The organism is Indolivaga capnocytophagoides DSM 22835, assembly GCF_000426485.1.
Classification (GTDB): Bacteria; Bacteroidota; Bacteroidia; order Bacteroidales; family Dysgonomonadaceae; genus Dysgonomonas_A; species Dysgonomonas_A capnocytophagoides.
This window is the reverse complement of record NZ_AUFL01000005.1, coordinates 76,854-96,327: the sequence shown is the minus strand read 5'-3', so window position 1 is coordinate 96,327 and position 19,474 is coordinate 76,854. Positions and strand designations below refer to the sequence as shown.

Annotated in this window: 18 protein-coding genes; all 18 read left to right on the top strand. The window is 37.8% G+C overall.

Annotated elements, in window-relative coordinates:
• Positions 1-50 precede the first annotated feature (50 nt).
• The 18 genes from K322_RS0102140 (at position 51) to K322_RS0102055 (ending at position 19,236) form a co-directional block, all read left to right on the top strand.
• Positions 51-2,630: a BamA/TamA family outer membrane protein gene (locus K322_RS0102140; protein ID WP_035331184.1), complete on the top strand. Its 2,580-nt coding sequence runs from the start codon at positions 51-53 to the stop codon at positions 2,628-2,630.
• 227 nt (positions 2,631-2,857) lie between these two features.
• Positions 2,858-3,097, top strand: a complete 240-nt coding sequence (rpmB, locus tag K322_RS0102135; RefSeq protein ID WP_026625381.1) for a 50S ribosomal protein L28 — start codon at positions 2,858-2,860, stop codon at positions 3,095-3,097.
• A 22-nt stretch (positions 3,098-3,119) separates the two neighbouring features.
• Positions 3,120-3,308 (top strand): 50S ribosomal protein L33, encoded by a 189-nt coding sequence (gene rpmG, locus K322_RS0102130; protein WP_026625380.1) that lies wholly within the window; start codon positions 3,120-3,122, stop codon positions 3,306-3,308.
• A gap of 14 nt (positions 3,309-3,322) precedes the next feature.
• Positions 3,323-3,484, top strand: a complete 162-nt coding sequence (locus K322_RS20525) for a DUF4295 domain-containing protein (protein ID WP_073357331.1) — start codon at positions 3,323-3,325, stop codon at positions 3,482-3,484.
• 144 nt (positions 3,485-3,628) lie between these two features.
• Complete coding sequence (ftsY, locus tag K322_RS0102120; protein ID WP_026625379.1) at positions 3,629-4,585, top strand: signal recognition particle-docking protein FtsY; 957 nt, start codon at positions 3,629-3,631, stop codon at positions 4,583-4,585.
• A 72-nt stretch (positions 4,586-4,657) separates the two neighbouring features.
• Positions 4,658-5,956: a 30S ribosomal protein S12 methylthiotransferase RimO gene (gene rimO / locus K322_RS0102115; RefSeq protein WP_026625378.1), complete on the top strand. Its 1,299-nt coding sequence runs from the start codon at positions 4,658-4,660 to the stop codon at positions 5,954-5,956.
• Between the two features lie 29 nt (positions 5,957-5,985).
• Positions 5,986-6,279 carry an HU family DNA-binding protein gene (locus tag K322_RS0102110; RefSeq protein WP_026625377.1) on the top strand — a complete coding sequence of 98 codons (294 nt, stop codon included), beginning with the start codon at positions 5,986-5,988 and terminating at the stop codon, positions 6,277-6,279.
• The gene (locus tag K322_RS20070) at positions 6,269-8,314 is read left to right on the top strand and encodes an HU family DNA-binding protein (protein WP_051290568.1); all 2,046 of its coding nucleotides are present in this window, start codon (positions 6,269-6,271) and stop codon (positions 8,312-8,314) included. The genes K322_RS0102110 and K322_RS20070 overlap by 11 nt, the downstream gene beginning before the upstream one ends.
• Positions 8,315-8,720: 406 nt before the next feature.
• Positions 8,721-10,451: a lysine--tRNA ligase gene (lysS, locus tag K322_RS0102100; protein WP_026625376.1), complete on the top strand. Its 1,731-nt coding sequence runs from the start codon at positions 8,721-8,723 to the stop codon at positions 10,449-10,451.
• Between the two features lie 108 nt (positions 10,452-10,559).
• Positions 10,560-11,555: an NAD(P)H-dependent glycerol-3-phosphate dehydrogenase gene (locus tag K322_RS0102095; protein ID WP_026625375.1), complete on the top strand. Its 996-nt coding sequence runs from the start codon at positions 10,560-10,562 to the stop codon at positions 11,553-11,555.
• 47 nt (positions 11,556-11,602) lie between these two features.
• Positions 11,603-12,946 carry a glucose-6-phosphate isomerase gene (locus K322_RS0102090; protein WP_026625374.1) on the top strand — a complete coding sequence of 448 codons (1,344 nt, stop codon included), beginning with the start codon at positions 11,603-11,605 and terminating at the stop codon, positions 12,944-12,946.
• Positions 12,947-13,019: 73 nt separating this feature from the next.
• Positions 13,020-14,057: a 23S rRNA (adenine(2503)-C(2))-methyltransferase RlmN gene (gene rlmN, locus K322_RS0102085; protein WP_026625373.1), complete on the top strand. Its 1,038-nt coding sequence runs from the start codon at positions 13,020-13,022 to the stop codon at positions 14,055-14,057.
• On the top strand, positions 14,054-14,716 hold the full coding sequence (locus K322_RS0102080) for a hypothetical protein (protein WP_026625372.1): 663 nt from the start codon (positions 14,054-14,056) through the stop codon (positions 14,714-14,716). Before rlmN ends, K322_RS0102080 begins: the two co-directional genes overlap by 4 nt.
• A gap of 24 nt (positions 14,717-14,740) precedes the next feature.
• Entirely contained in the window at positions 14,741-15,841 is a 1,101-nt protein-coding gene (gene pdxA / locus K322_RS0102075; protein ID WP_026625371.1) for a 4-hydroxythreonine-4-phosphate dehydrogenase PdxA, read from the top strand.
• A 42-nt stretch (positions 15,842-15,883) separates the two neighbouring features.
• Positions 15,884-16,579, top strand: a complete 696-nt coding sequence (locus K322_RS0102070) for a nucleotidyltransferase family protein (RefSeq protein WP_026625370.1) — start codon at positions 15,884-15,886, stop codon at positions 16,577-16,579.
• Between the two features lie 47 nt (positions 16,580-16,626).
• Positions 16,627-17,493 carry an ATP-grasp domain-containing protein gene (locus K322_RS0102065; RefSeq protein ID WP_026625369.1) on the top strand — a complete coding sequence of 289 codons (867 nt, stop codon included), beginning with the start codon at positions 16,627-16,629 and terminating at the stop codon, positions 17,491-17,493.
• 59 nt (positions 17,494-17,552) lie between these two features.
• Positions 17,553-18,470, top strand: coding sequence for a CDP-alcohol phosphatidyltransferase family protein (locus tag K322_RS0102060; RefSeq protein ID WP_026625368.1), 918 nt, complete (start codon positions 17,553-17,555; stop codon positions 18,468-18,470).
• A gap of 40 nt (positions 18,471-18,510) precedes the next feature.
• Positions 18,511-19,236 carry an HAD family hydrolase gene (locus K322_RS0102055; protein ID WP_026625367.1) on the top strand — a complete coding sequence of 242 codons (726 nt, stop codon included), beginning with the start codon at positions 18,511-18,513 and terminating at the stop codon, positions 19,234-19,236.
• Positions 19,237-19,474: the final 238 nt, after the last annotated feature.

The following is a 19,474-nucleotide window of genomic DNA, read 5'->3' as shown; positions in this document are numbered from 1 at the left end:
GGTTGAACAGTCAAGTCTATAGAGAGTTTAGGGATAAGTAAATGATTTCTATGAGTTATAAAAAAAATATTACGAGGATCGGAGCTGAAATTTATTTCGTGTGGAGTTTTCTGCTTTTGTTGAATCCATTTCAACTAAGAGCTCAACTTTCGGAAGGAGCCGATTCTATTGCAAATGGTAAGTTTGTAAAGAAATCGATATATGCGCCTCAGGCGTTGCAACACGGATCATTATATAATAAGCTCTGGGGTATTCATTACAGGGATATGTATATAAAGCCGATACTCGCAAAAACACTTGATTTGTCGGAAGTTGAAGGAGGATTGGTACTTGAGAGGCAAATTCCTCATATACACGGTTTATTTATGAGAAATGGAGCAGGAGATCTCTTTCTGGTCAGGGTTGTAGGAGGATCTTCGACATTTATGCAATCCGCTTTCTTTCGTGATATATATAATAAGAATGATTTTAAAGAAACTTATCTCGATAAGTTTATCGGAGATGCTTATACGATAACGAATCCATATGCATTTTTAGTAGCCGACCGCTTAGCCGATCAGTTGGGGTTGGCTTCATTCAATCCTCAGATATATTATCTGCCGAAAGGTGCTACAGTTGATACTATAGCCGATGGTTCATGTATAAGCGACAGGTTGGTGGCTATATATGATCTGAAAAAATACAATACCGACTCACATGTATTTACAACAGAAGAGGTTTTGAAAAAGGTACAGGACAGCAAGTCTTATTTTGTTAATCAGGACGAATATGTAAGAGAACGGTTGTTGGATATGCTGATCGGAGACTGGAACAAAGTGCCGGAAAATTGGATGTGGTATGAAAAACAGTCAGGAGACAGTCTTATCTATTCGCCGATAGTTTTAGATCGTGGGCAGGCATTTACTAAAGTGGATGGAATATTTCTGAAATCCATGCTGGGGGTTCTTAATTTGGGGAGTATTTCAAGCTATGATGGAGAGTTTAAGAAAATGAAAAAAAGTAACTCTTTGAGTTTTGCTCTAGACGTAGCTTTATCTAGCAGAAGTGGAGGTGATGTTTGGATTAATCAGGCAAAATTTATACAACAAGAGTTGACAGATAAGAAAATAGATGAAGCATTTCAACGTTTCCCTAAAGAAATTCAAGGCGCTGATACCAAGGCTCTCAAATCAAACTTTAAGAAACGAAAAAAGCTGCTGGTACAGGCTGCTCAAAAATACTACAATATCCTGCAAACAACACCGGTTATTGTAGGTACAGTGGAAAATGATCGTTTCGAAATAGACCAATTTTCAGGAGACTCTTTATCTGTAAGTATATTTTCAGGAGATTCTGATAATTTTTTATATCGAAAAAATTTCAATAAGCGAAGCAAAGAGATTTGGATATATGGTTTGGATGGTGATGATTCCTTTGTGCAGAGAGGAGACCGTAAATATGCAAAACCATTATTACTGATAGGCGGCAACGGCGAAAATGCTTATCATCTGCATGATGGTAATAATATTAAAATATACGATTACAAAGAGCATAATAAAACCCGGGATGCTTTGGAGGGAGCAGGAATGATGCTGACGGATGTGGAAAATGTTCATCAATATGATTATGAGAAACTAAAGTACAAGACTCTTGATTTTACTCCAATGGGGATATATGATTCAGATTTAGGTCTGTCTTTGGGCGCATATTTGACCTATACAATGTACGGATTTAAGAGGGTTCCTTATACTTACCGGCATAGGTTGGGTTATAATTACCTCGAAGGATTTTCTTATTTGGGATTTTTTCCTCCTTTTGATGAGCGGTTCAATCTTATAGTACAGGCATCGTTGACAACTCCGAATAATTTCTATAATTTTTTCGGTTTTGGCAACCAGACTCCCGGATATAAAGATGAAAAGAACAGTTATAATCAGGTGAAAATAGACCGATATAATATTGCTCCGTCTTTATATTGGAGATTAAATGACTGGCAACGCTTTATCGGAACTGCAGCATTCGAATTATTTCAGTTGAAAGATAAATACGATGAAAGCCGTTTTATCAATCATGTATATGAACATGGCGATCAGATATTTAAAAATAAGACATTTGTAGACTTGGGGTTGACATACGAGATATCTCAAAAGTTTGGAGATGCCGTTTCAAAAGTCGAATTCTCGACAACACTAGGATGGAAACTGAATTTAGGGCATGCCGATCGAAATTTTACTTATTGGAAAGGAAATGCCGGTATAAACTTAAAAATCTCCGATCGTATTACCTTTGCAACAAAGGTTGTTGGCAACCTTTTATTTACCGATAAGTATGAATTTTATCAGGCTGCCACGACCAAACTGAGAGGGTATCGCGATAATCGGTTCATAGGTAAGCAGTCTATGTATCAGTTTTCTGATCTACGATTCGATTTAGGTCGATTGGAGAATCCATTTACACCAGTGTTATATGGGGTTTTTGGCGGATTCGATTACGGTCGTGTTTGGTATGCTGACGAAAAATCCAAGAAGTGGCATTCATCATGTGGAGGTGGCTTCTGGTTGACTTTTTTCAAAAAGTATACAGGTAAATTTTCTTATTTTGGATCAAAAGACGGAGGGCGTTTTTATATAGATTTAGGAATGGGATTTTAAAGTCTAAGGCTTTCTTCTTTGCGAACAGAGGCAATGTTTAAATAAATTATTTTTTTGACTCAGAATCCGACCAAAAATCATAAAAGGAACCGAATCAGAAAAATAAAGGAAAAACTTTGAGTTATTAATGATTAAAAATTTGTTCTTTCCAAAAAAAACTTTAATTTTGCACCCTGTTTTACTGCGACAAGGAAATAAAGTAAATAAAAAAATAAATATAAATAGCGATGTCCAAGATTTGTGAGATTACAGGAAAAAAGGCTATGGTTGGCAATAATGTTTCGCACTCAAATAAGAAAACGAAAAGAAAATTCAATGTCAACCTATTTAGAAAAAAATTCTATTGGGTAGAAGAAGATTGCTGGATTAGCCTAAATATTTCAGCTGCAGGTCTTCGTACAGTGAACAAAATTGGTTTGGATGCAGCGTTGAAAAATGCGGCAGAAAAAGGATATTTGAAAGCTTAAATTTAAGAGGAGGACCTAAGAAATGGCAAAGAAAGCAAAAGGCAACAGAGTTCAGGTGATATTAGAATGTACAGAACACAAAGAAAGTGGTCTTGCAGGAACATCTAGATATATCACTACAAAGAATAGACGAAACACAACTGAAAGATTGGAGTTGAAAAAATACAACCCTATCTTGAAGAGAATGACAGTACACAAAGAAATAAAGTAAAATAAGATAAAACCATGGCAAAGAAGACCGTCGCAGGATACCGCGACCCATCATCAAAAGATGGTCGTAATTATGCAAAAGTGATCAAAATGGTAAAGTCTCCTAAGACAGGAGCTTATACATTTAAAGAAGAAATGGTTCCAAACGAATCTGTAAAAGATTATTTCGCGAAATAATTTCGTTAAAAATATTAAAAAAACCTCCTTTCAGAAATTTGTAAGGAGGTTTTTTTGTTTATACTTTAGTAGATTTGTACTAAATCTATTAAAGATTTATGTTTTGCATTTAAAAGAATACAAACAACAATTTAATAAAAAGATATGGGTATTTTAGACTTCTTCTCGAAACAGAAAAAAGAAACATTGGATAAGGGGCTCGAGAAAACAAAGGAAAGTATGTTTTCGAAGCTTTCTCGTATTGTCGTAGGGAAGTCTAAAGTAGATGATAGTGTTCTGGATGATCTCGAAGAAGTCCTTATAACTTCTGATGTCGGGGTGGATACTACATTGAAAATAATAGAGCGTATAGAAGAGCGTGTAGCTAAAGATAAATATGTAAATACAGAGGAGTTAAGCAAGATTCTTCGCGAAGAAATTGTAGAACTCCTAACCGAGAATAATTCAGGTGATAATTCCGATGGATTCTCCTTACCTGTCGATCACAAGCCTTATGTAATTATGGTGGTTGGAGTAAACGGGGTTGGAAAAACAACTACAATCGGGAAATTAGCAAATCAGTTTAAGAAATCCGGAAAATCGGTGTATCTTGGAGCTGCTGATACTTTTAGAGCTGCGGCTGTAGAGCAATTGGTGATTTGGGGAGAACGGGTGGGTGTGCCTGTGGTGAAACAATCTATGGGAGCAGATCCCGCATCTGTAGCATTTGATGCAATCAGTTCCGCTAAGGCCAATAATGCAGATGTTGTTATTATTGATACTGCCGGTCGTTTGCATAATAAAATAGGGTTGATGAATGAATTATCCAAAATAAAAGGGGTAATGAGTAAAATCGTACCCGGAGCACCTCATGAAGTGTTGCTCGTATTGGATGGTTCTACCGGACAGAATGCCTTTGAACAGGCTAAACAGTTTACAGCTGCAACTGATGTTACCGCTTTGGCAATAACCAAATTAGATGGTACGGCTAAGGGGGGAGTTGTGATAGGTATTTCAGACCAGTTTAAGATTCCTGTGAAGTATATCGGGCTGGGTGAAGGTATTGATGATTTGCAGGTTTTTCAGCGAAAAGAATTTGTTGACTCCTTGTTTGGTCATTAATTTGTGTTACCTTTGAAGTTGCTTTGTTATACATTGCAGATATTTTGTAGAATAGCGACCTCTCTTAAATAAATGAAAAAGAATCGGATAGATGTTGTTACATTAGGTTGTTCGAAGAACTTGGTAGATTCGGAAATGCTAATGAAACAATTATTAGCCAATGGATATACGGTGAAACATGATCCCGAAAAATCCGAAGGCGAAATTGTAGTTGTGAATACTTGTGGCTTTATTGGTGATGCAAAAGAAGAATCTATAAACACGATTCTAGGATTTGCAGATGCTAAGAAAAAGAGAAAGTTGAGTAAGCTATTCGTTATGGGATGTCTTTCCGAAAGATATATGGAAGAGCTGAAAGCTGAAATACCGGAAGTGGATAAGTTTTACGGTAAATTCGGATGGAAAGGTCTGATGGCAGATTTAGGGAAGTCTTTTCGAAAAGATGTTGAATATGAGAGAACTTTAACAACTCCGTCTCATTATGCCTATCTGAAAATATCTGAAGGTTGCAACAGGGCATGTTCTTATTGTTCTATTCCTATAATGACCGGACATCATCAATCTCGTTCGATAGAGGAGATTGTAAAAGAAGTGGTTTCTCTCGTCAAGCAGGGAGTTAAAGAATTTCAGATTATAGCTCAGGATTTATCTTATTATGGCATAGATTTGTATAAAGAAGCAAAGCTTGCCGAGTTGATTAATCAGATAGCTGATGTCGAAGGTGTAGAATGGATTCGTTTGCATTATGCGTATCCTTCAAAATTTCCTTACGATGTTTTACCTGTTATAAGAGAAAGGGATAATGTTTGTAAATACCTGGATATTGCGCTCCAACATATTAGTGATAATATGCTGACTAAGATGAGAAGAGGGATATCGAAACAGGATACAATAGATCTTATAGACCGTATTCGGAAGGAAGTACCAGGTATACATATCCGAACGACTTTTTTGGTTGCACATCCTGGTGAAACGGAAGAGGATTTTGCTGAATTATTGCAGTTTGTGAAAGACGCAAAGTTTGAGCGTATGGGTGCATTTCCTTATTCAAATGAAGATGGAACATATGCTTATGAGAAGTATGAAGACGACGTTCCGGAAAGTGTTAAACAAGAAAGAATGGATGTGTTAATGGCTGCTCAAGAGCGGATTGCATTAGAGTCTAATGAATCGAAAATAGGAGAAGTATTTCGGGTTATAATAGACCGGGAAGACGAAGATTATTATATAGGCCGTACTGAATATGATTCGCCAGAGGTGGATCCCGAAGTACTGGTTTCCAAAAATATAAAATTAAAAATTGGGGAGATATACAACATAAGCATTTCTGGTGCTGCCCCCTTTGATCTTTATGGGGATATTGTTGTATAATATTTAGGTCTCACGAAACCTATGAATTTATGACAAACAAAGAATTGATAGCCGAGCTTTCGAAACGTTTGGATTGGACTCAAAACCAAACAGCATCGGTATTAGAAGATGCCGTTTCGATACTAAATACTAACTTAGCGAATTCTAATTCGATAAATATTCAAGGTTTCGGCTTGTTCGAAACAAAGAGGAGGCAGGAACGGGTTTCGGTGAATCCGGTTTCAAAACAACGCTTTTTAGTGCCGCCGAAGATTACCCCGGCATTCCGCCCCGGACAAGTAGTGAAAGACAAATTAAAAAAGTTATCTGATAATGAGCAATAAATTAGTTCTTCAAGACTTGGTAGACCTTCTGGCCAAGAAGTCGAAAATAACTAAGAAGGAAGCTGACTCTTTTTTCAGGGAACTATTCCAGCTTATATTGGATCGTATATTCGAAAATGATTCGGTGAAAATCAAAGATTTTGGAACATTCAAACTAGTCATGGTCAGCAGCCGTGAAAGTGTAGATGTCAACACCGGAGAAAAAATCGAAATACGGGCACATTCGAAATTAAGTTTCATCCCCGATAAAACTCTTAAAAATTTAGTAAATAAGCCTTTTTCTCAATTCGAGACCATATTACTCGAAGATGGAGTGAACTTTGATGTTTCATTTGATTCTGATGATAATTCGGACAGTGAATCCGAAGAAAAGGAATATATTATAGATATACCTGAAACCGAGGAAGTTTCAGATGATGAGCTTGATGCTGTTGAAATAGAAGCAAAAGACTCTAAAGAATCGGATGAACAGATAATTGTAAAAGATAGTGTCGAGGAATCAGTTGTTGAAGTTAAAGACAGAGAGAATACTTCTGCTGTATCAGTTCCTCAATATCCTTCTTTTAATCAATCTTTTGTATATACTTACACTGCAACGTCTTCTAATACCTCAGATTCGATAACGATAACTATTCCTAAAAATGACTATCAGGGCTCTGTTGTTTCTCCGTCTCCCATAGAAGATAGTGAGAAAAAGTCGGATTTAGTAGAATCGGATAGTCACAAGTTTAAAGAAGAGAAACTAAAGATAGATATCTTAACTTCGGAAAATGACGATTTCGAAAGTCATCAGGAAGAAGAACATATTATTGATGATGATTTGGATGTCATTCATCAGGATAAAGCAGACAGTGAGCCTGTATTGGAGGAAGTCAAATCAGAGACTAAAGAAAGACGTTATATTGACCCTATTTCGGCTCCGGATAGTAAAGAGCAAAAAGAGGACTTGGTATATATTGATCATGATTCGGAAATTGAAACAGAAGAAGATATTGTTTTGCCTCCGCCTGTTGTTTCTTATTCGAAATCGGTTTCTAAAACCGTAAATATCGACTTGGAAAAATCAGACATATCGCATTCTGATGCTGATCGTATAAAGGATCACAAAGATATTTCTTCCTCAAAAGTCGTGTATTCTGAAGAAGACCCTGAAAGACCTCTTTTTCCCGAGGATGAGGAGGCGATTATAACAGATGATGATTTTGTTGATTTGTCTATGGATGGGGACGCTTCAAATGTGAATAATGATTCAAAGAATATAAACCATATAGCTAATAATAAGCCCGCATCAACCCGGAGTGTTTCTTATACAGAAACGATAGATGATGTGGATATTCCATACCATGATTATTATGCGCCTACTTTGGGGCAGAAGATAAAAAAAACTTTGCCTTGGGTTATATTAGGATTGATTATATTAGGTTTTGTCGGGTATAATGTAATTCCTATGTTCAATGTGAAGTATGATTATGAAAGCAAATTGAATCGGCATAATCTGACAACATCGGATACCTTACCTCTTTTGGATCAGGAAGATGATACGTTGATTCAGGCAACGATTTTGTTAGATTCTTTGAAATCTCAGCCTGTAATCTCAGACTCTGTCCATCGTCAAACTAAGGTGCTGCCGACAGTTAATGATTCTGTTACACCTGCTCATATGCCGGATAGACGAATTTCAGATAATCTAAAAATCGATGTGATAAATAAGGCTCAGCAATATATTCAGCGTTATCCTCCAAAAACAAAAAAAGTGGAGGAGCAGCCTAAAGTAGAGACTAATGTAGCTAAGACGCAATACGATGTTATTAGGAGAGGTGTGACTTTACGAAATCTAGCCACGAAACATTATGGTAATGGCGATTATTGGGTTTACATATATCAGTCTAACAAAGGTAAGATAACTAATCCAAATAGCATTCCGATAGGAACCAATTTGGTGATACCCGCGTTGTCGGCATATGGAATTAGTAATTCAAAAGACCAGAAAGAAATACAAAAAGCTAAAAGTATGGCTGAAAAGATTTTGAGGTAAACTTTTAATCGGATTTTAGAATTATTGAATTCAACAACGTCTGTTTTGATTCATGGCAGTGATTGAATCGATTGCAAAATAACGAAATAAAAGGTCTGAGACCTTAAAAAAGAATAAGGAATAAAACAAAGCCTTGTTCTTTTTTTTGCTTATTTATAAAAGTAACCTTAATAATTTGTAATTTTACACCTTGCTATTTTTTAGATAGATGAATCTTTGAAAATCGGCATATATAGTCAGCAAAAATATATGACAAATATTTATTGAGGTCATATAATATAGTAACGGGAAGTTTTTAATGTCGTATTCAAAACAGTAATTATCTGTTGCTATTGTGCTGGCAAAAGTCAAAAAAGGTATGAGACCTTGGAATGATAATAGTAATTACTTATCAGATTAGAACATAATGAGTATTCTTGATTTAAGCGAACAGGAAATCGTTCGGAGAAACAGTTTAGAAGAAATGCGTCAATTGGGTATCGAACCATATCCTGCGGCGTTGTACGAAACCAATGCTTATTCAACCGAAATAAAACAGAGCTTCAGTGACGATGCTCCCGAAAAACGTCAGGTATCAGTAGCCGGCCGTATTATGGGACGCCGTATCATGGGTAAAGCCTCATTTGTCGAACTACAAGATGCTGAAGGTCGTATTCAGGTATATATTTCGAGAGATGACTTGTGTCCCGATGAAAACAAAGACTTATATAACGTTGTATTTAAGAAATTACTAGATATAGGAGACTTTATCGGTATTACCGGGTATGTATTCCGTACACAAATGGGTGAAATATCTATTCATGCCGAGAGTTTGACAGTATTATCAAAATCGTTACGTCCATTACCTGTTGTGAAGGTAAAAGATGGAGTAACATATGACGGATTTACTGATCCTGAACAGCGTTATCGTCAACGCTATGTTGATTTGGTCGTGAATGACGGTGTAAAAGATATATTTGTAAAGAGAACCAGGATATTTAATTCGATGCGTAATTTTTTCAATGAGAGAGGTTATCTCGAAGTTGATACACCGGTTCTACAGGGAATTCCCGGTGGAGCATCTGCGCGTCCCTTTATAACTCATCATAATGCCTTGGATATACCCTTATATCTTCGTATTGCTAATGAATTATATCTGAAACGCTTGATTGTCGGAGGTTTTGATGGTGTATATGAATTTTCGCGAAATTTCCGTAACGAAGGAATGGATCGTACTCATAATCCTGAATTTACGGCAATGGAAATTTATGTGGCCTATAAGGACTACAATTGGATGATGGAATTTACAGAGCAAATGCTCGAAAGAATATGCCTGGATGTATTGGGTACAACCGAAGTGAAAGTCGGTGAAAACACGATTAACTTTAAAGCACCGTACAAAAGGGTGACAATGATTGATGCCATTAAAGAGAAAACCGGAATTGATATTGCCGGAATGAATGAAGCCCAACTTCGTGAAGTCTGTAAACAACTGGGTGTTGAGCAGGATGAAACAATGGGAAAAGGCAAATTGATTGATGAGATCTTTGGCGAGAAATGTGAAGGAACATATATTCAGCCAACATTTATCACTGATTATCCAATCGAAATGTCACCTTTATGTAAACGTCACCGTAATAATCCGGATCTGACAGAACGTTTCGAACTCATGGTTAATGGAAAAGAATTGGCTAATGCTTATTCGGAATTAAATGATCCGATTGATCAGAGAGGCCGCTTTGAAGATCAGTTGAGATTGTCAGAAAAGGGAGATGATGAGGCGATGTTTATCGATCAGGATTTCTTAAGAGCTCTCGAATATGGTATGCCTCCAACATCAGGAATGGGGATCGGCATGGATCGTCTTGTTATGTTGCTGACTAGTCAGACTTCTATTCAGGAGGTATTGTTGTTTCCTCAAATGAGACCTGAGAAAGTCGTAAAGCGTGATGCTTTATCTAAATATACAGAAGTCGGTATTCCCGAAGAATGGGTTGGTGCAATCCAAAAGGCTGGATACTTATTGGTGGAAGAACTGAAAGAGGCTAATCCTAATAAATTGCGTCAGGAACTATGTGAATTAAATAAAAAGCATAAATTGGGATTGACTAACCCAAAAGATGAAGATATACAGGCTTGGATTAGCGGGATCAATTAATATTGCTCTTAAAGAAATTTTGTATACAATAAAAAAGAATGTTTAAAGCAGTATTAATTATAACAAATAGGTCTGTGACCTTATATTGTTGAACCTGAATATAAAGAAATGAAAATTCCGGGAAAAATAGCAATCTTTGGAGGAGGAACATGGGCTACAGCACTGGCTAAAATAGTGTTGACCCGTGAAACTCATATCAATTGGTATATGCGTCGTCCCGACCAGATTGAAGATTTTATCAAGGTCGGACATAATCCATCTTATCTGTCAAATGTACCGTTCAATCTTGATCGGATAACTTTTTATTCGGATATAAATGAGATGGTTAAAAATTCGGATACTATCATATTAGCTGTGCCGTCTCCTTTTTTGAAAAGCCATTTGGATAAGTTGACAGTTTCACTAAAGGATAAATTTATTATATCTGCAATAAAAGGAATTATACCTCCCGAAAATCTGGTTGTGACAGATTATTTGGCTCAGTACCAAGGTATCCCTGTCGAAAATATAGCGATAGTCGGAGGGCCTTGTCATGCCGAGGAAATAGCTTTGGAGCGTCTGACTTATCCAACAATTGCCTGTCCCGATCGGAGTAAGGCGGCTGTTGTAGCTGATGTTTTCAATAATCGTTTTGTGAAAGCATCTACTTCCGTCGATGTTATCGGTATCGAGTTGGCAGCTGTTTTAAAGAATGTATACGCAATTGCAGCAGGAGTATGCCATGGACTTAAGTACGGTGATAACTTTCAGGCGGTATTAGTCTCAAACGCAGTTTCCGAAATGGAACGTTTTGTAAAAGCTGTATCTCCGATAAACCGAAATATCAACGAGTCTGCATATATGGGCGATTTGCTGGTGACTTGCTATTCGAGTTTCAGCCGCAACCGTACATTCGGATCAATGATCGGTAAGGGTTATTCTGTAAAGGCTGCTCAGATAGAGATGGAAATGATAGCTGAAGGTTATTATGGTGTAAAGTGTATTATGGAGATGAATGAAAGCTACAATGTTGATATGCCTATCGCCGATACGGTATATAATATTCTGTATGAAAAAGCTCCCGCACGTGCCGAAATAAAAAGATTGAGAGAAATTTTGAAATAAAAATAGGTCTGCGACCTTATCATTAAATATAATAATAAAGACTAGTTATGGAAAAGGTTATTAGCTTAAATTTAGATAAGGTTTTGTCATTTGTAGGCAAAGCTGAAATCGAAGGTAAAGCAGCATTAGCAAAACAGTATAACGAAGTATTACACAAAGGTTCGGGTAAAGGTAACGATTTCTTGGGCTGGTTGAATCTGCCAACATCGATAACAGCAGCTCATCTTGAAGATATTCAGGCTACAGCCAATACTTTGAGGCAATGCGAAGTAGTGGTAGTAGTAGGTATCGGCGGCAGCTATTTGGGAGCAAAAGCTGTGATTGAAGCTCTTTCTAACTCTTTCGATTGGTTACAAAAAGACCGCAAAAATCCGGTCGTTGTTTATGCCGGACAAAATATAGGTGAAGATTATATCGCCGAATTACTTGCTTTTTTGAAAGGCAAATCATTCGGTATCATAAATATTTCGAAATCAGGAACAACAACTGAACCTGCTTTGGCTTTCCGTATTCTGAAAAAAGAACTGGAAGATTCAGTAGGAAAAGAAGTTGCTAAAAACCGCATAGTTGCGGTAACTGATGCCGCTCGTGGAGCATTGCATACTTTAGCTAAAAAAGAAGGCTACAAAATGTATGTGATACCTGATAATGTAGGCGGACGTTTTTCTGTATTGACTCCGGTTGGTTTGCTGCCTATCGCTGTCGCAGGATTCGATATTAAGAAATTGGTTGAAGGAGCAGCATTTATGGAGAAAAATACGACTCCCGATGTACCATTCGAAAAGAATTTGGCAGAACAATACGCCGTTACTCGTAACGAATTGTATAAGAAAGGAAAGAAGATCGAAATTTTGGTGAATTTCAATCCTAAATTACACTTCTTCGCTGAATGGTGGAAACAGTTGTATGGCGAAAGCGAAGGTAAAGACAACAAGGGCATTTACCCTGCTGCCGTAGACTTCACTACCGATCTTCACTCTATGGGACAATGGATACAGGAGGGAGAACGTACTATCTTCGAAACTGTAATATCGGTAGCCAATGCACATCAGAAAGTAGAAGTACCTACTGATGCCGAAGATTTGGATGGATTGAACTTCTTGGTAGGTAAACGTGTTGATTATGTAAATAAAATGGCGGAACTGGGTACTCAATTAGCTCACGTTGATGGTGGGGTTCCTAACCTTAAGATAGAAGTTCCTGAGCTTACTGAATATTATTTAGGTCAGTTGATCTATTTCTTTGAGAAGGCTTGCGGTATCAGCGGCTATATTCTGGAAGTGAATCCATTTGATCAACCTGGAGTTGAAGCATACAAAAAGAATATGTTTGCCTTGCTTAACAAACCCGGATTTGAGAAGGCTCATGAAGAAATTCAGAAACGCTTATAAAAAATAAAGATAATTGATAGATGCCTGTTCCAGCGAATGGAGCAGGTATTTATTCTCTGAGAGTAAAAGATAAATGACAGACAAAGTACACTTATTGGGAATGACTTTAGACGAACTCAAACAGGTCGTTCAAGAGTGTGGTTTACCAAAATTTGCAGCTAACCAGTTAGCCGATTGGCTTTATAAGAAGAAGGCCAAAACGATAGACGAGATGTCTAATATTTCGTTGGCCAACCGTGCGTTATTGTCCGAAAAATACGATATGGGACGTACAGATCCGGTTGAATTTCAAAGATCTGTCGATGGAACGGTCAAATATCTGTTTAAAACAGATAACGGAAAATTTATCGAGTCGGTAATGATCCCCGATGATGACAGAGCTACGCTTTGTGTGTCATCTCAAGTTGGATGCCGCATGAATTGCTTATTCTGTATGACAGGAAAGCAAGGGCTTGCCGGACATCTTAAATCTCACGATATTATCAATCAATTGTTTTCGGTAGACGAATCGGACGATTTGACGAATGTCGTTTTTATGGGGATGGGCGAACCCCTTGACAATTATGGTCAGTTGAAAAATGCTCTGGAAATAATGACTTCTGAATACGGGTTCGGATGGAGCCCGAAGCGTATAACGGTATCTACAACAGGAGTTACACCTAAACTGAAACTATTTTTGGAAGAAAGCAGTGCGCATCTGGCTATTAGTTTACATAGTCCGTTTGCCGATCAGCGTCTGTCTATTATGCCTGCCGAGAAAGCATTTCCTTTATTGGGGGTATTAGATCTTTTACGTCAGTATGATTGGTCGAAGCAAAGGCGTCTTTCATTTGAATATATCATGTTCAAGGGATTTAACGATTCTATAGAACATGCCAAAGAGTTAGTGAAAATAATCAGAGGATTGGATTGCAGAGTCAATCTTATCCGGTTCCACTCTATCCCCAATGTTGATTTGGAAACATCAACAAACGATGTGATGGTCAAATTCAGGGACTTTGTAACCAGTAAAGGTATAACATGTACAATAAGAGCTTCTCGGGGAGAAGATATTTTTGCGGCATGCGGCATGTTATCTACCGAGAAAAGCAAGAAAGGAGAAATGTTATGACAAAAAGGCAAGATATCAGATTATCTGAATTTAAGGGAGGGCATTTTAATCCCAGTGAAGAGTTTTCGAAAACTTTCCCAAAGATGTCGTCTTTGCTTAAACAGGCATTGACAGTCGATTTTAAAATAAATCACGGATTACGCTTCCGACAATATATCTGGACACGCCCTGATGGATCTACTGCCGGTTGGGTTTGCCGAGTTGATCATTGTGTGCCTCAGGGACGTAATATAATTGACGAACATCAATTATTGGCAAATGAGTTGGGAGGCGTTATCCAATGGTGGATAGATAAAGCATACGAAGTAAAAAAGGAAACTTTAATAAAAAATAATAACTTTACTTTCTGTTTGGCTGATTCCTCAATCGGATTTGGGGGATGGGAAGAAAGTTATAAAGAGAAGTGCGAAAAGGAAGGTGTAGATCCTTTTAATCCTGATGACTTTGTAACTTTCGCTCTCGAAGAATGTGGTAATTCTACATTCTATAATAAGGATACCAAACAGGTGTACACATATTTACAGGATGGATATACTCCTTTTGACTCTTCGATAGTGGAGGGGCAGCCCGAGTATAGCATACATCAGTTTGAGGGGGCTCATACTTTTGTCGAGTATGTCGAGTTACTGGCAAGCCAGTGGCTTGAGATATTAAAGTAAGTGAGCAGATCTATTTGAAACAATATTATAAAAACAATGATAAGAGTAGGAATTACACACGGTGATATCAATGGTATAGGTTACGAAGTTATTCTTAAAACATTCGGAGACCTCCGTATCGCAGAACTTTGTATACCTGTTGTTTATGGGTCTACAAAAGTTGCTGCTTATCATCGCAAAGCTTTGGATTTACCTCCTGTAACCTTTAATTTGATACAAAGTGCACAAGATGCCGAGATCAATAAAATAAATATGGTGAACTGTATTCCCGATGATGTAAAAGTCGAATTGGGAAAGTCTACCAAATCGGCGGGGGATTCATCGTTACGGGCATTGGAAAGAGCTACCGCCGATCTGGCTGAAGGGCTTATTGATGTTCTTGTAACCGCACCCATAAACAAAGACAATATACAACAGGACAATTTTCATTTTCCCGGACATACAGAATATCTGGAAAAAAAATTCGGCGTAAATGGAGATAAATCGTTGATGATATTAGCTAAAGACGATCTTCGGGTAGCTCTTGTAACAGGACATTTGCCGTTATCGAAAGTATCGGAAGCGATTACAAGTAATAAAATCAAAGAAACTCTTTATATTTTCAATGACTCATTGAAACGTGATTTCAATATCGACAAACCTCGTATTGCCGTTTTGTCTTTGAACCCTCATGCCGGAGAAAACGGATTGCTGGGAACCGAAGAAAATGATATTATTATACCTGCTTTGAAAGAAGCGGGTGAAGATGGTTTATTGTGCTTTGGTCCGTATGCAGCCGATGGCTTTTTCGGGTCGGGACATTTTTCATCTTTTGATGGTATATTAGCCATGTATCACGATCAGGGATTAGCTCCTTTCAAGACATTGGCTATGGAAGAAGGTGTTAACTTTACAGCAGGATTGCCTATCATACGTACATCACCGGCTCACGGTACTGCATATAATATCGCAGGTAAAAATGAGGCTTCGGATATTTCGTTCCGTCAGGCTATTTATATGGCTATAGACACATTTCGTAACAGAGCCGAATACGATTCTGCACGGGCAAATCCTCTTCGTAAGTTGTACTATGAAAAAGGTGGTGACGAGGCTCTCGATCTGACCAAAGAAGAACCAAACGATTAAGGTTTGAGACCTTAAATGTTATTTTTATTGTAATAAAGAAGAATGAACTATGCTATAATTGCTGCCGGGGAAGGATCACGGCTGGCTCAAGAGGGGGTTGCATTGCCCAAACCATTAGTTAAGCTGAATGGTGTGGCTATGATTCAACGCCTAATAGATATTTTCGCGAAAAATGATGCTGAATCTATCAGTATTATCGTAAATGAAGAAATGACTCAAGTTCAGGAGTATGTTAAAAATATAAAACTGAACGTTCCTTTGAATATTGTAGTAAAGTCTACACCTAGTTCGATGCATAGTTTCTTCGAGCTTAGAAGTTTTTTGCGTAAAGGGAAATTTTGTCTGACTACAGTCGATACGATTTTTCGTGAAGACGATTTTACCCATTATATACAGGCGTTTATAGCCGATGATGAAGTCGATGGTATGATGGCGGTAACAGATTTTATAGATGACGAGAAACCTCTTTATGTATCAGTTGATGATGGCATGAAAATTACAGGCTTTTTGGATAAATCCAGTTCATGTAAATATATATCGGGAGGTATATACGGATTATCATCTAAAGCGATAGATACATTGGAGGCCTGCTTGGAATCTGGGCAATCGAGAATGAGAAATTTTCAGCGTCAGCTGATTACCGACGGTTTATTCATAAAGGCATATCCGTTATCAAAAATTGTTGATGTGGATCATGCGGGAGATATAGAAAAAGCGGAAGCTTTTCTGAGAGAATAAAAGCAAGAAGGAAAAATCAAAAAGTAAAGTCAATATAACTAAACAACATGTCTAAAATAAGATTAACAGGCGTAAAGCGTCAAACCAAGTATTCGCCGAATCATATTGGTAATGATGGTACGATCTATAACATGACAGCTCAGTCTCTTCGGGAGATGGGATATGACGTGCAGGATTATACCGAATCGGAGTTTGTGCTGAGCGATATCAAAGATGATTATATATTTAATATGGCTCGCGATAAGAGTACTATTAAATGGTTGAAGCAGCTTGAAAATCAAGGTTCTTTAGTCGTTAATTCTGCCTATGGTATAGAAAATTGTACACGTGGCAAGATGACTGAAATGCTTATCGCAAATGGTATTCCCCATCCTGATAGCATCATTATTGATACGAATGAAGATCCGACTGAAAAATTAAAAGAACTTGGAGCGAATGCTTTTTGGCTGAAAAGAGGAGATTTCCATGCAATACACCGCGAAGATGTGGCATTTGCGCGCAGTATAACTGAGGCGAAAGAGATCCTGAAAGAGTTTGCTTTCAGAGGAATACCTAATGCTGTAATAAACGAACATCTGGTAGGTGACCTTGTTAAGTTTTACGGGGTAGCGGATACCGATTTCTTCTTCCATTTCTATCCGTTCGATATAAGTCACAGTAAGTTTGGTTTGGAAGAAATAAACGGTGCGGCAAATATGTATCCGTTCTCGACAGCAACACTAAAGGAAGCCTGTGATAAAGCCGGAGAAGTCTTGAATGTCAAGATATACGGTGGAGATTGTGTGGTTGCTAAAGATGGGTCGTTTAAAATTATTGATTTTAACGACTGGCCCAGCTTTGCTCCTTGCCGCGAACAAGCAGCTCCTAAAATTGCAGAATGTATACACAAACAAGTACAGAAGAAATTGAAATAAGGTCTTGAATTTTATCTGATTTCAAACAATCATTTATTCATTTAATTGCTTAAAAACCAATGTCAGAGAATAATAAACCATCGTTAGAATCGACACTCAAGTCGACCGATACGGAAGAGTTTATCGATATATATTTTTACCGTCCTATCGGTTATCGTTGGGCATTACTGTTTCAGAAGTTAGGCGTAACACCTAATGCGATAACCATTGCCAGCATATTTATAGGAATAGGAGCTGGTATTTGTTTCTATTTCGATCAGTTATGGATTACCGTTCTGGGTATTTTCTTATTGGTCTGGGCAAATTCATTTGACAGTGCCGACGGACAATTAGCTCGTATGACCAAGAACTTCTCTCCGCTGGGGCGTGCCTTAGACGGATTTGCAGGCGATCTGTGGTTTGGAGCTATCTACATCGGTATCTGTTTGAGACTCGAACCTGTTTTCGGCGGATATATCTGGCTGTTGGCAATCATTGCCGGATATTTTCATTCCAAGCAGGCTGCTATGGCAGATTATTACCGAAATATTCACTTGCTGTTTCTTAAAGGTAAGGGTGGTAGCGAGTTAGATAATTCGGTGGAGCTTACCGAAAAGTACAATAGTATAAGCGTGAAAGACAATTGGTTCGAAAAAACATACTTGTTTCTTTACCGGGCTTACACTAAAGGTCAGGAAAGTTGGACACCAGCATTTCAGAAAATGTTTAAAACTCTGAAAGAGGTGCATGGCGAAACAGCTCCCGAACAATTTAGAAAAGACTTCAGAGCAAAGAGCCTGCCTCTTATGAAGTGGACTAATATCTTGTCGTTCAATACACGAGCAATAGCCCTGTTTATCTCGGTGCTGATAAAACAACCTTGGATATATTTCGTTTTCGAGCTTACTATATTGAATATCATTCTTATTCATATGATAATGAGCCACGAAAAGATATGCAGAGAATTTACTGCCGATATCAAGAACGGTAAGTATTGAAATAAATAGGTCTGAGACCTTAAAGTTTAAAATTGCAATAATGTTTGATCTGAATAAAATAAAAGGTGTAATATTCGACTATGGCGGAACCATAGACAGCAACGGAATGCATTGGGCAGAAGTATTGTGGGATGCTTATGTTGCAGCGGCAGTACCCGTGTCGAAAGAGCAGTTCCGCGAAGCTTATGTGTATACAGAGCGTTATCTGGCAGTGAATCCGGTAGTAAAACCCGAGCATAACTTCAACGATCTGTTGAAAATAAAAGCCACATTACAACTTCAGTATCTGGTTGAAAATAAAATATTGACTGATGTTGATAAAACCGAATCTTATTCTCTTGCAATTTCGGATCAATGTTATAACTTTGCCAAGAACATTATAGAAAAGGAGAAACCCATTCTGGAAGAATTGCGTAAACGCTATCCGATGGTATTGGTTTCTAATTTTTATGGAAATGTTCAGGCAGTGATCGAAGATTTCGGTCTGCTCAAATTCTTTGACAAAATTATAGAATCTGCCGTTGTAGGAGTACGCAAACCTGATCCTGCCATATTCGGGTTGGGTGTAGAAGCTTTAGGCTTACCCGCCGAAAATATTGTAGTACTGGGAGACTCGCATTCGAAAGATATTGTGCCTGCCACCAAAAACGGATGCCAAACAGTATGGCTGAAGGGCAAAGGGTGGGGCGATGACGAAGAAGGAGCCACAGCAGATGTAATTATAACAGATTTTATGCAATTGAAAGAAGTCTTTCAGTTATCATAATATACAGGAAAAATCAAATAAGTAATAAGGCTGGTCGGAGGGCTGCCTACGTACTTACGTTCTTTTTGAATATTATAGGAGTAGTATAATTCTTATCTCTAACAATGGAAGTCTGGAAACTAGTATAACAGACCGAAAAGCCCGGGTTGGGAGAATAAAATGGAGTGAGATATTGTGCTAAAACTATCTTATTATATGTATTCCGAATATTTCGGTATACCAATTTAAAGGATTGCCG

Coding starts and splice junctions, on each gene's coding strand:
- lysS (WP_026625376.1), top strand. CDS start 8,721: ATGAGTATTCTTGATTTAAGCGAACAGGAAATCGTTCGGAGAAACAGT.
- K322_RS0102060 (WP_026625368.1), top strand. CDS start 17,553: ATGTCAGAGAATAATAAACCATCGTTAGAATCGACACTCAAGTCGACC.
- K322_RS0102110 (WP_026625377.1), top strand. CDS start 5,986: ATGACAAACAAAGAATTGATAGCCGAGCTTTCGAAACGTTTGGATTGG.
- rpmB (WP_026625381.1), top strand. CDS start 2,858: ATGTCCAAGATTTGTGAGATTACAGGAAAAAAGGCTATGGTTGGCAAT.
- rlmN (WP_026625373.1), top strand. CDS start 13,020: ATGACAGACAAAGTACACTTATTGGGAATGACTTTAGACGAACTCAAA.
- K322_RS20070 (WP_051290568.1), top strand. CDS start 6,269: ATGAGCAATAAATTAGTTCTTCAAGACTTGGTAGACCTTCTGGCCAAG.
- K322_RS0102090 (WP_026625374.1), top strand. CDS start 11,603: ATGGAAAAGGTTATTAGCTTAAATTTAGATAAGGTTTTGTCATTTGTA.
- K322_RS0102065 (WP_026625369.1), top strand. CDS start 16,627: ATGTCTAAAATAAGATTAACAGGCGTAAAGCGTCAAACCAAGTATTCG.
- rpmG (WP_026625380.1), top strand. CDS start 3,120: ATGGCAAAGAAAGCAAAAGGCAACAGAGTTCAGGTGATATTAGAATGT.
- K322_RS20525 (WP_073357331.1), top strand. CDS start 3,323: ATGGCAAAGAAGACCGTCGCAGGATACCGCGACCCATCATCAAAAGAT.
- ftsY (WP_026625379.1), top strand. CDS start 3,629: ATGGGTATTTTAGACTTCTTCTCGAAACAGAAAAAAGAAACATTGGAT.
- rimO (WP_026625378.1), top strand. CDS start 4,658: ATGAAAAAGAATCGGATAGATGTTGTTACATTAGGTTGTTCGAAGAAC.
- K322_RS0102140 (WP_035331184.1), top strand. CDS start 51: ATGAGTTATAAAAAAAATATTACGAGGATCGGAGCTGAAATTTATTTC.
- K322_RS0102055 (WP_026625367.1), top strand. CDS start 18,511: ATGTTTGATCTGAATAAAATAAAAGGTGTAATATTCGACTATGGCGGA.
- K322_RS0102070 (WP_026625370.1), top strand. CDS start 15,884: ATGAACTATGCTATAATTGCTGCCGGGGAAGGATCACGGCTGGCTCAA.
- K322_RS0102095 (WP_026625375.1), top strand. CDS start 10,560: ATGAAAATTCCGGGAAAAATAGCAATCTTTGGAGGAGGAACATGGGCT.
- K322_RS0102080 (WP_026625372.1), top strand. CDS start 14,054: ATGACAAAAAGGCAAGATATCAGATTATCTGAATTTAAGGGAGGGCAT.